Origin of the sequence: Muribaculum sp., assembly GCF_029051885.1 — a bacterium.
Classification (GTDB): domain Bacteria; phylum Bacteroidota; class Bacteroidia; order Bacteroidales; family Muribaculaceae; genus Muribaculum.
Window position 1 is genome coordinate 1 of the sequence record NZ_JAIDKI010000221.1, and the last position, 11,527, is coordinate 11,527.

The following is an 11,527-nucleotide window of genomic DNA, read 5'->3' on the forward strand; positions in this document are numbered from 1 at the left end:
ACAAAGCCGCTTTCCTTCATTCCCTGGACCTGGGCGCCCAATTCGCCTCTTACCGCGAATTTCTAAAGCAGGCTTTCGACGATAAAAAGCATGTTCCCTCTCTTTCGAGGATGAAACTGCTCCCCGACATTAACAAGCACGGGTCTGTGACAGACACGCTTGAAAAGGACCAGTTGCTGATGGTTCAGATTGTCAAGGAGCCTATTTCGTCAAAAGGTCCGCGCCTAACCACAGAGATTACTTTTACCGGACGTTTTCTGGTACTGATACCGTTCAGCGACAAGATTTCCATATCGCAGAAAATCAAGACCACTGAAGAGAAGGTGCGTCTGCGTCAGCTTGTAGAAAGTATCCGTCCTAAGAATTTCGGAGTAATCGTACGCACTTCGGCAGAAGGAAAGCGTGTGGCCGAGCTCAACCACGAGCTTAAGACTCTTCTCAAGTGTTGGGAGGATACTGTGGCCAACGCTCAGCGTTCTACTCCCCCGGCTCTCGTTTTCGAAGAGGAGAGCCGTATCGTGTCGATGTTGCGCGACGTGTTCAGTCCGTCGTTTGAAAGCATCTACGTAAACGATGCCGAGACTTTCGGCCAGATTTCAAAATATGTAAGTCTGATTGCTCCGGAGCGTCAGGAAATCGTAAAACTCTATGCAAAGGACGAGCCGATTTTCGACCATTTCAACGTAACGAAGCAGATAAAGTCATCGTTTGGCAAGACGGTGTCGTTCCGCTCCGGTGCATACATTATCATCGAGCATACCGAGGCGCTCCACGTTATCGACGTGAACTCAGGCAACCGTTCCCGCGCAGCCAACGACCAGGAGAGCAACGCTCTTGAGGTGAACCTGCGGGCCGCCGACGAAATCGCACGCCAGTTGCGCCTGCGCGACATGGGCGGTATAATCGTAATCGATTTTATCGACATGAACAAGGCCGAACACCGCCAGGCTCTGTACGACCACATGCGCGAGGTGATGGCCAATGACCGTGCACGCCACAACATACTGCCTCTTAGTAAATTTGGCCTGATGCAGATTACGCGTCAGCGTGTGCGCCCTGCTCTTGACGTAGTTACGGCAGAGAAGTGCCCGTCATGTTTTGGCAAGGGTGAGGTGCAGCCCTCACTGCTGTTTACAGATACGCTGAAAGAGAAACTTGAGTATCTTATCAATGATCTCAAGGTCAACAATTTCATCATGTACGTACACCCATACGTCGACGCCTATCTTAAGAAGGGTCTTGTATCGTTGTCGCGCAGATGGAAACTTGAACTCGGCGGCAAATTTAAAATCATGCCCGACCAGTCGCTGGCTTACCTGGAGTACCGTGTACTCGACCGCGATAAGAATGTAATCGAACTTGCCGAGGAGAAAGACCTCGAGACATCTTCTACAAAATCAAAAAACAAAGCCAAGGAACGTAACAAAGGAGACTAAGTGTCTGAGTGTTATAATCTATCAAAAGACTTAAAAGCCAAAGATGGCATTGTCAACCCGAGTCGGTTGACAATGCCATCTTTGGCTTTTAAGTCTCTTATATCATATCTTTGATAGTGACTCAGTCAATTATGTAGACTTCATCGTCAATGTTAAACATCCAACCGGCAGAGAATCCTTTGACGGGATTTGCCGTGTTTAGCGACGGCGGCGTGTGCGGTCAGCGCCACGGCGCTGCTTTGAGCCGCGTCCCGACTTTGGACGTCCGGAAAGAGCCTCCTTCACGCTTACCTCTTTTCCTTTTGCATAGTCGCCTACCGGACGGCCTGTGTCGTCGAGCAGCGCGAAATCAACCATGCGTTTCTCGATATTGGCGCGTGCCACCTGCACACGTACGCGGTCGCCGAGCGTGTAGCGTGTATGGGTCTTGCGTCCGACAAGGCAGTAGTTTTTCTCGTCGAAGTCGTAGTAGTCGTCGGCCAGGTCGCGGATAGGTACAAGGCCCTCGCATTTGTTTTCGTTTAGCTCTACATATAGTCCCCATTCGGTCACTCCGGATATTACTCCGTCGTATATTTCTCCGAGACGGTCGGCAAGATACTCGCATTGCTTGTATTTGATTGACGAGCGTTCGGCGTTTGCCGCGAGCTGTTCCATCTGCGAGGAGTGTTTACATAAATCCTCGAGTTTCTCTGCATTGACCGAGCGGCCGCCGGAGAGATATTTGTCGAGAAGGCGGTGTACCATCATGTCGGGGTAACGCCGGATTGGCGATGTGAAGTGGGTATAGTAGTCAAATCCCAGTCCATAGTGGCCTATGTTGTCGGTCGAGTAGATTGCCTTGGCCATTGAGCGGATGGCGAGTACCGACAACAGATTTTCCTCTCCCTTGCCTTTTACATCGGCGAGCATGCGGTTGATGGATTTGTTGATATCCTTTGCTGTGCCGGAAGTCTTGATTTTGTAGCCGAAGTTGCGTGCTATCGCGGCCAGATCGGTGAGGCGTGTCACGTCGGGCTGGTCGTGGATACGATATACGAATGCCTTGGGCTTCTTCTTTCCTTTCGGTACTCCGATTTCGGCTGCTACCGTGCGGTTGGCAAGCAGCATGAATTCTTCAATAAGTTTGTTGGAGTCTTTCGATTCCTTGAAGAAGACATCTACAGGATGTCCGTCCTTGTCGATTTCGAAGCGCACTTCCTCACGGTCAAATTCTACAGAGCCGAGCTCATAGCGGCGCTTGCGCAATATCTTGGCCAGGCGGTCGAGGGTGAGGATTTCTTCCGCGAAGTCGCCGTGGCCAGTCTCGATTACTTCCTGTGCTTCCTCGTAGGTGAAGCGGCGGTTGGAGCATGTGACTGTGCGCGCGATACGGTGAGAAATCACATTTGCGTCATCGTCCATGACAAACACACAGCTGAATGTGAGTTTCTCCTCGTCGGGGCGCAGAGAGCATATGCCGTTTGAAAGATGCTCGGGAAGCATTGGCACCACGCGGTCGACGAGATATACCGAGGTAGCGCGTTTCTGGGCTTCTTTCTCGATTATAGTGTCGGGGGTGACGTAATGTGTCACATCGGCTATGTGGACGCCTACTTCGTAGTGTCCGTCGGGCAGGCGGCGTATGGAAAGAGCGTCGTCGAAGTCCTTTGCATCACGCGGGTCGATGGTGAATGTGGTAACGTCGCGCATGTCCAGTCGCGATGCTATCACTTCCGGAGTTATGCCGGCATCGATGCGTTGTGCGGCTTTGTCGACATTTTCAGGATATCGGTAGGGGAGTCCGAACTCAGCGAGAATTGCATGCATTTCGGTGTTGTTTTCGCCGTTCCTTCCGAGTATGTCGATTACTTCGCCGCGCGGGTTCTTGTCGTCGGCCGGCCAGTCGGTAATCCGGACGATGGCCTTGTCGCCGGTCTTGCCACCTTTGAGCTTACCTTTGGGGATGAATATATCGTTGGCGAGGAATTTGGAGTCAGTGTTGAGAGTGGCTATATGCCGTTCGACAGTAAGAGTTCCGATAAACTGCTGGTCATTAGGCTCGATTATTTCGACTACCTTGCATTCGGGTTCCAGCCCTTTGCGATGGGCGGCTATCAGTACCTTTACGCGGTCGCCGTTGAGAGCATGCAATGAGTTGCGTTCGGCTACAAATATGAGGTTGTCCTCCTCGCCGTCGATTACAACACCGTTTTTGCCATTGCTGCGGCGCGAGAATGTGCCTATAGCCTCGGTGCCACGGCTTGGAGCCTGATACTTGCCTGGAGCGACTTCTATGAGTATGCCGTCAAATTCAAGCTCGGCAAGACGCATTGCCACCGCTTTTTGCTGCGGTTTGGTGTCTATGCCTAAAGCATGGGCCACCTGCTTGTAGTTGAATGTCTTGTTGCCCTGTCGGCTGATAAAGTCGTCGATTGCCGCGTATAGTTCGCGGAATGCGTTTTTGCGGGCGTTTCTTGAATTGGCCATGTTGTGTATAAGTTTGGTAAATATATGGAGAAAGGTTATAATGCGGGCTCCCGCAGCTATGTTTAAATAACGCGCGACGAGTGGCATAAGTTGTGTGTGCCACTCGTCGTTGTGTAAAGGTTTATAGGATATTATGCGTCGATATTGGCATAATTTGCGTTTTCTTCAATGAAGTCGCGGCGCGGCGCCACATCCTCGCCCATGAGCATCGAGAAGATTCTGTCGGCCTCGGCAGCATCGTTGATGTTTACTTGCTTGAGCAGACGTCCTTCACGCGACATGGTGGTATCGCGCAGTTCCTGTGCGCTCATCTCACCGAGACCTTTATAGCGCATTACCTTGGTCTTGTCGCCGTTGCGTGCGATGAAACTTTGTACCTGTGCGTCGGTCCAGCAGTATTCTTCCACTTTGCCTTTGGTGCATTTGTAGAGCGGCGGTGTCGCAAGGTAGAGATATCCGTTTTCGATAATCGGGCGCATGCGGCGGAAGAAGAATGTCATCAGCAGGGTGGCGATGTGGGCGCCGTCGACGTCGGCATCGGTCATGATGATGATTTTGTGGTAGGCGAGTTTGTCGAGATTCACCTCCTTGGAGTCCTCGGCGGTGCCGATTGTGACACGCATGGCACGGAAGAGGTTGGTGATTTCCTGGTTGTCGAAAATCTTGTGGTCCATTGCTTTCTCGACATTGAGGATTTTGCCTCGTAGAGGAAGGATAGCCTGGAATGTACGGTCGCGGCCCTGTTTTGCGGTACCGCCTGCCGAGTCACCCTCGACAATGAAGAGCTCGCAGTCTTCAGCCGTGCGGCTTGAGCAGTCGGCGAGTTTTCCGGGGAGTCCTCCTCCGCAGAGTGGCGATTTGCGCTGTACATTCTTTCGGGCATTGTAGGCTGCATGGCGTGCGGTAGCGGCCAGGATTACCTTGTCGACAATCATCTTGGCCTGTCGGGGATGTTCTTCGAGGTAGTCGCGCAGTGCGTCGCTTACGGCCTGAGATACGGATGCGGTGACTTCGCTGTTGCCGAGTTTGGTCTTTGTCTGACCCTCAAACTGGGGTTCCATTACCTTTACCGACACTACTGCGGTAAGACCTTCGCGGAAGTCGTCGCTGGCAATCTCGATTTTGAGTTTCTCGAGCATCTTTGAGTCCTCGGCATATTTTTTCAGCGTCGAGGTAAGGCCGCGGCGGAATCCGGAGAGGTGTGTTCCACCTTCGATGGTGTTGATATTGTTGACGAAGGAGTATACGTTTTCGTTGTAGGTGGTGTTGTAGGTAAGCGCTACTTCCACCGGTATGCCCTGGCGCTCTGTGTTGAGGTGGATTATGTCGTTGATAAGCGATTCTTTGCTTGAGTCGATGTAGCGAACGAAGTCCTCCAGTCCATGCTCACTGTGGAACACCTCGCGGCGCGGGTTGCCGTCGGCGTCGATTGTGCGCATGTCGGTCAGGGTAAGGGTGATTCCTGCGTTGAGGAATGCGAGGTCGCGCAGGCGGTTGGCCAGAGTGTTGTAGTCGTAGACTGTGACTGTGAATATGCTGTCGTCGGGCTTGAAGGTTATGCTTGTGCCGGTATGAGAGCTTTCTCCGATAATTTTCAGCTCGCTGGTGGGCTTGCCGCATGAGTATTCCTGCATGTAGGCCTTTCCGTTGCGGTGTACCTCTGCGCGGAGGTATGTCGACAGAGCGTTGACGCAGCTTACACCTACGCCATGCAGACCGCCCGACACCTTGTAGCTGCCTTTGTCGAACTTGCCTCCGGCGTGCAGCACCGTGAGCACTACCTCGAGGGCGCTTTTGTGCTCTTTCTCATGCATGTCGACAGGGATACCGCGACCGTTGTCGACTACGGTAATCGAGTTGTCCTCGTTGATAGTTACTTCGATATGGGTGGCAAATCCTGCGAGAGCTTCGTCAATAGAGTTGTCGACCACCTCATATACAAGATGGTGCAGACCTTTTGCGCTTATATCGCCGATATACATCGCAGGGCGTTTTCTTACGGCCTCAAGGCCTTCGAGCACCTGGATGTTACTGGCGCTGTATTCTTCTTTCTGTTCTGACATTTATATTTGCGTTTGATTATTTTCAACGCCCATGCTTTAAGGCGTCATTGCCCTGTTTAGAGCATACAAATTTACGAAAAATCCGCTAAATGAGCAAACGTAAAATGCCGTGTCGGAGTGTGGATTACTTCAGTCATATACACAATAGCGCCCCTTATGCTAGTTGGCATAAGGGACGCTATTATATGTGTGATTACGAGTTGATTACATTATACCGCGCTCGCGCAGACGCTGCTGCCATTTCCAGGCCGAGCGCATGGTGTCGTCGATGGGTGTGGAGGCTGTCCATCCGAGCACTTCGTTGGCATATGTCGGGTTGGCCCATACCTGTTCGATGTCGCCGGCGCGGCGGGGTGCGATACGGTAGGGTACCTTCACGCCTGTGGCACGCTCGAAAGCTGTGATGAGTTCCATTACGCTGAGGCCGTTGCCTGTGCCGAGGTTGAAGATTTCAATCTTGGCTTCCGACTTGTCTTCAAGCATGCGCTCTACAGCGATTACGTGAGCCTTAGCGAGGTCGACAACATCGATAAAGTCGCGGATGCAGTATCCGTCGCGGGTATTATAGTCGTTGCCGAATACGCTGAGCTCCTTACGTATGCCCATGGCTGTCTGGGTGAGGTAGGGGATGAGGTTCTGAGGCACGCCGTTGGGGAGTTCGCCGATTTCAGCCGATGGATGTGCGCCTACGGGGTTGAAGTAGCGGAGTATGACACTCTTGAAGGGTGCTCCGGCATTTATTACGTCGGTAATTATCTCCTCGGAAATCTGCTTTGTGTTGCCATAGGGCGATGTCGCTTTCTTGATAGGCGACTGCTCGGTGACGGGGTTAACGTCGGGCTCTCCGTATACTGTACAGGATGATGAGAATACAATACCTTTTACTCCACGCTCGGCCATGATGTCAAGCAGATTCATCAGGGTGTTGAGGTTGTTGCGGTAGTAGAGTACCGGCTTTTCCATCGATTCGCCCACGGCCTTGCTGGCAGCGAAGTTGATGATACCCTTGATGTCGGTATACTTGTCGAAGAGAGCGGTAAGGGCATTCATGTCAGTGCAGTCGGCCTCGACAAATTCGGGACGTATGCCTGATATGCGCTCGATTCCGTCGAGTACCTCGCGGTTGGAGTTGGAGAGATTGTCAATGATCACTACAGGATAGCCGGCCTGCTGCAGCTCGACTACGGTGTGTGATCCGATGTAGCCGGTACCGCCGGTTACGAGGATTGTGCCTTTTTTCATATTGTCGGGTTAATGTAAAATAAGTAATTTCAGTCGTAGGGGATGAAGGCTTATTTTGCGAAAGCCTTTGCCTGCTCTTCTATCAGGGCTTTGTCGGAGAAGTAATTGATTTTCATTGCGGCGCGTACTTCTTCGAGGGTCTTGGCCGCGGTCTCGCGTGCTGCTTCAGAGCCTTTGCGCAGTATTTCATACACGCCGGGAATATCCTTTTCCCACATCTTGCGGCGCTCGCGTATGGGAGCGAGTTCCTCTTCGATGACGTTGTAGAGCAGTTTCTTTACAGTGCCGTCGCCGACTCCGCCGCGAGTGTAGTGCTCCTTGAGTTCGTCGAGCGAGGAGTATTCGGGAAGGTATTTGGCGAAGTGATCTGGACGGGAGAATGCGTCGAGATAAATGAATGGACAGTTGCCCTCGAGATGTCCCGGTGAGTCGATGGTAAGATGAAGCGGGTCGGTATACATCGAGTTGATTTTTTTCTTCACCTCTTTGGGTGTGTCGGAAAGATATATACAGTTGCCGAGCGATTTGCTCATCTTAGCTTTGCCGTCGGTGCCGGGCAAGCGGTGGCAGGCGGCATTGTCGGGGAGCATGATTTCGGGCTCTACGAGCACGTCGCCATATATGTGGTTGAAGCGGTTGACAATTTCGCGGGTAAGCTCAATCATCGGTGCCTGGTCGTCACCTACAGGTACTGTTGTGGCCTTGAATGCGGTGATATCCGACGCCTGGCTCACAGGGTAGGAGAAGAATCCCATCGGTATTGACTCTCCTTCAAACCCGCGCATCTTGATTTCGGTCTTTACGGTAGGGTTGCGCTGCACGCGGCTTACGCTTACGAGGTTCATGTAGTAGAATGCGAGCTCGGTAAGTTCGGGCACGGCAGTCTGCACGAATATGGTCGATTTGTCAGGGTCGATGCCTGCCGACAGGTAGTCGAGGGCAACTTCGATGAGATTCTGGCGAATCTTCTCGGGATTGTCGGCATTGTCGGTAAGTGCCTGGGCATCGGCAATCATTATGAAGATTTTGTCGAATAGGCCCGAATTCTGTAGCTCGACTCTGCGTCGGAGTGAGCCGACGTAGTGGCCGAGATGAAGTTTGCCGGTAGGACGGTCGCCGGTAAGTATGACTTTTTCCATATTGTATTGTCTATGAATTGTTCTGCAAATATACCTATTTTCTGCTAATTTACCTCTACATTCTCGTGTAAATGTTTGTGTATGCATCCACTTGTAAATTCATAAGTATGCGCGGTCAGCGTATTCTGTTAATGAAATATATTTATTAAAAATAAGTGTAAAGACATGGCGGATATATTGGAATTATTACTAACTTTGTACCAATTACAAAATAGTTAATTTTTATGTCATCGACAGAATCACATATACCGTTTTCTCCATCACGACTGATAGAGATGATGCACACTGCCGGAGTGCGTCCGTCGGTACAGCGCATGGCCGTACTTTCGCACATCGCGAATCTGAGGCGACATCCTACTGCCGACGAAATCTATACCGACCTGGCTGAGGAGTTTCCTTCAATGTCGCGTACGACAGTATACAATTCGCTTCATGCTCTGACTTCCGGTCAGCTTGTAAAAGAGTTGGAGATTGAGAGCGGAAACCGTCACTACGACTTTGCGTTGCAGCCTCCTCATGGGCATTTTATATGCCGTAGGTGTGGGAGAATAACAGATGTAGAGATTCCCGACGGGATTGAATTGTCGGTCACTCCGGGATTCCGTACAGACAGTGTGGATGTCTGTTTCAAGGGTATATGTCCCGATTGTATTGAATCATAAGTAAATATAATTATCTATAGAAAAATGAAAGAGTTAAAAGGAACAAAGACAGAGCGTAACCTCATGGAGGCTTTTGCCGGAGAGTCGCAGGCACGTAACAAATACAGCTATTTCGCGTCAAAGGCACGTAAGGATGGTTATGAACAGATTGCCGCAATCTTCGAGGAGACTGCCCATAACGAGAAGGAGCATGCCAAGATGTGGTTTAAATTTCTCAATGGCGGCAGTATCAGCGACACAATGACCAACCTTCGTGAGGCTGCTGAAGGAGAAAACTTCGAGTGGACCAACATGTACGACCGTATGGCGGCAGAAGCCGATGAGGAAGGATTTTCTGAAATAGCAGAGCGTTTCCGCGCAGTGGCGGCCATAGAGCGTCATCATGAGGAGCGTTACCGCAAGCTGCTTGCCAACATCGAGCAGGGTATTGTATTCTCACGTGATGGAGATACTGTGTGGATGTGCCGCAATTGCGGTCATGTAGTAATCGGCAAGAGTGCTCCCGAGGAGTGTCCTGTTTGCGCACATGCCAGGAGCTTCTTTGAAATCGAAGCTACCAATTATTGAGCAGACCGACGATTGTGCATGATGCATAATCGCTGAGAATATAACTTTTTGATATACAATGATTAATGCCGCTGAAGTCGATTGGCTTCAACGGCATTAATCATTGTATCGGTCTTCTGTCGGTTATTTCTGAAACAGTGACTGGATTGAGCCTATCGAAGACAGTACTGACGATGCCTCGTAGGGGATGTATACAGTCTTGTTGTCCTTTCCTGATGTCATCTCGCGCAGAGTATCGATATATTTCATTGCGAGCATATAGGTGGCAGGGTCGGTGTTGCCGGAGCGTACAGCTTCAGCTACCCTCAGTATGGCATCGGCCTCAGCCTGTGCATTGAGTATGATTGCCTGAGCCTCGCCTTCGGCGCGCAATATCTGAGCTTGCTTTGTGGCTTCGGCCTGGTTGATTTTTGATGCTTTCTCGCCTTCCGAGCGCAGTATCAGGGACTGCTTTTCACCCTCGGCATTGAGGATTTCGGCACGACGGTTTCGCTCTGCCTGCATCTGTTTTTCCATGGCTACGCGCACTGATTCGGGAGGTGTGATGTCCTGTAGTTCCACACGGTTTACCTTTACGCCCCACTTGTTGGTGGCATCGTCAAGAATGGCCTGAAGTTTTGTGTTGATGGTGTCGCGGCTTGTGAGGGTTTCGTCGAGTTCGAGTTCGCCGATGACATTACGCAGCGATGTTTGTGTCAGTTTCTCAATAGCGTTCGGCAGATTGTCGATTTCATATACGGCTTTCTTCGGGTCGGTAATCTGGAAGTAGAGCAATGCGTTGATTTCGGTGGTCACGTTGTCGCGGGTTATCACTTGCTGAGAGGGGAAGTCATATACCTGTTCGCGAAGGTCGATTACGCTGGTCACGGTGTTGCGCACGAGGTAGCGTCCGCCGACAGTTGTCTCTACGCGGCGTGTATAGATTGTCTTTGGCTTGTCGATAAACGGTATTATGAAGTTGAGTCCCGGATTGAGCACGCTGTGGAAACGTCCGAGACGCTCTATTACACGAGTTTCCGACTGTGGCACGACTTTAACGCCGGCCGAAATAATCACTATTGCCAGTACGACAATGATTGCTGCAAGAATGTATGACATAGCTTATGATTTTAGATTATTTATCAGGGAGGGTGGCAGTAAGGATGATTGAGTTGTAGTCGGTTACGATTACTTCGGCTCCGCAAGGTATCGCATAAGGTACGCCCGGAGCTACTACCTGCCAAGAGTCGCCATCTATGCGTGCACGTCCAATTTTTCCGGGATGAATTACCTGAGTTACTGTGGCGCGGCGTCCGAGAAGGGCTTCCATGCCTGTGCGCGATGTGCGGCCTTCCTTGTTTACCTGCTTTTCATGCCAGCGCTTTACATAAGGCACGAGAACGATGTATGCTGCTACGGTAGTGACTGCAATAATGATGAGCTGCCACTCGAGGGCGGCTCCGAAATAGTCGCCGACAAGGGCTGCAACGCATCCGATGGCAAGACAAAGTGTCCATACCATCTGAGTGAATACTTCGACAATCATAAGAAGAGCGGCCAGTGTGAGCCATATAATCCAGAGTGTCATGACTATAAGAGTTTTGTAATGCTGTAAAATTTTTGTTTTCCAAATTTATCAAATAAAAATGAAAAATCCATCGGTTTACATTGATATTTTATCGTGGATAGTAGCCGGATTATCGGAAATGGAAAGTGCGAACCGGTATACAGCCGAGGTGCTGCATGAGGGCGTGTAGTGGTATAGTGGTGATGTGATTGGGATTTTTTAGTAATTTTGCATTAACAAAAGAAATGTGCCGCCGATGGCACTCATTAAGAGCTTGTTTAATAATAAATGTTGCCGCCAGGGTCGTATAGCTTGAGACGATTTTTGACATGTGACGAAGGAGTGTACTTTATGTACACAACTGAGGAACAGGGCGAAAAGCGGCCAAGATATACGAAACAAC

General features: G+C 50.7%; 9 protein-coding genes. 3 read left to right on the forward strand and 6 right to left on the reverse strand.

What is annotated here, in order from left to right; translation table 11 throughout:
• The coding region (locus K2I50_RS09120) for an Rne/Rng family ribonuclease (protein ID WP_301026009.1) at positions 1-1,436 on the forward strand (1,436 nt) is incomplete at its 5' end.
• Positions 1,437-1,634: 198 nt separating this feature from the next.
• Here the strand turns inward: K2I50_RS09120 and rnr are convergent.
• The 4 genes from rnr to trpS form a co-directional block, all read right to left on the reverse strand.
• Positions 1,635-3,905 carry a ribonuclease R gene (rnr, locus tag K2I50_RS09125; protein WP_301026010.1) on the reverse strand — a complete coding sequence of 757 codons (2,271 nt, stop codon included), beginning with the start codon at positions 3,903-3,905 and terminating at the stop codon, positions 1,635-1,637.
• Between the two features lie 131 nt (positions 3,906-4,036).
• Entirely contained in the window at positions 4,037-5,968 is a 1,932-nt protein-coding gene (gene gyrB, locus K2I50_RS09130) for a DNA topoisomerase (ATP-hydrolyzing) subunit B (protein WP_301026011.1), read from the reverse strand.
• A gap of 204 nt (positions 5,969-6,172) precedes the next feature.
• Entirely contained in the window at positions 6,173-7,210 is a 1,038-nt protein-coding gene (gene galE, locus K2I50_RS09135; protein WP_135992832.1) for a UDP-glucose 4-epimerase GalE, read from the reverse strand.
• Between the two features lie 50 nt (positions 7,211-7,260).
• Positions 7,261-8,349 (reverse strand): tryptophan--tRNA ligase, encoded by a 1,089-nt coding sequence (trpS, locus tag K2I50_RS09140; protein ID WP_301026012.1) that lies wholly within the window; start codon positions 8,347-8,349, stop codon positions 7,261-7,263.
• 224 nt (positions 8,350-8,573) lie between these two features.
• Between trpS and K2I50_RS09145 the strand changes: the two genes are divergently transcribed.
• Both K2I50_RS09145 and rbr read left to right on the forward strand, forming a co-directional pair.
• Positions 8,574-9,011: a Fur family transcriptional regulator gene (locus K2I50_RS09145; protein ID WP_301026013.1), complete on the forward strand. Its 438-nt coding sequence runs from the start codon at positions 8,574-8,576 to the stop codon at positions 9,009-9,011.
• Between the two features lie 24 nt (positions 9,012-9,035).
• Positions 9,036-9,578, forward strand: coding sequence for a rubrerythrin (gene rbr / locus K2I50_RS09150; protein WP_301026014.1), 543 nt, complete (start codon positions 9,036-9,038; stop codon positions 9,576-9,578).
• Between the two features lie 123 nt (positions 9,579-9,701).
• On the opposite strand, the gene K2I50_RS09155 is transcribed toward rbr, so the two are convergent.
• Positions 9,702-10,676, reverse strand: a complete 975-nt coding sequence (locus K2I50_RS09155) for an SPFH domain-containing protein (protein ID WP_301026015.1) — start codon at positions 10,674-10,676, stop codon at positions 9,702-9,704.
• Positions 10,677-10,692: 16 nt separating this feature from the next.
• Positions 10,693-11,145 carry an NfeD family protein gene (locus tag K2I50_RS09160; RefSeq protein WP_301026016.1) on the reverse strand — a complete coding sequence of 151 codons (453 nt, stop codon included), beginning with the start codon at positions 11,143-11,145 and terminating at the stop codon, positions 10,693-10,695.
• Positions 11,146-11,527 lie beyond the last annotated feature (382 nt).

Coding starts and splice junctions, on each gene's coding strand:
- galE (WP_135992832.1), bottom strand. CDS start 7,210: ATGAAAAAAGGCACAATCCTCGTAACCGGCGGTACCGGCTACATCGGA.
- K2I50_RS09145 (WP_301026013.1), top strand. CDS start 8,574: ATGTCATCGACAGAATCACATATACCGTTTTCTCCATCACGACTGATA.
- K2I50_RS09155 (WP_301026015.1), bottom strand. CDS start 10,676: ATGTCATACATTCTTGCAGCAATCATTGTCGTACTGGCAATAGTGATT.
- rbr (WP_301026014.1), top strand. CDS start 9,036: ATGAAAGAGTTAAAAGGAACAAAGACAGAGCGTAACCTCATGGAGGCT.
- K2I50_RS09160 (WP_301026016.1), bottom strand. CDS start 11,145: ATGACACTCTGGATTATATGGCTCACACTGGCCGCTCTTCTTATGATT.
- trpS (WP_301026012.1), bottom strand. CDS start 8,349: ATGGAAAAAGTCATACTTACCGGCGACCGTCCTACCGGCAAACTTCAT.
- gyrB (WP_301026011.1), bottom strand. CDS start 5,968: ATGTCAGAACAGAAAGAAGAATACAGCGCCAGTAACATCCAGGTGCTC.
- rnr (WP_301026010.1), bottom strand. CDS start 3,905: ATGGCCAATTCAAGAAACGCCCGCAAAAACGCATTCCGCGAACTATAC.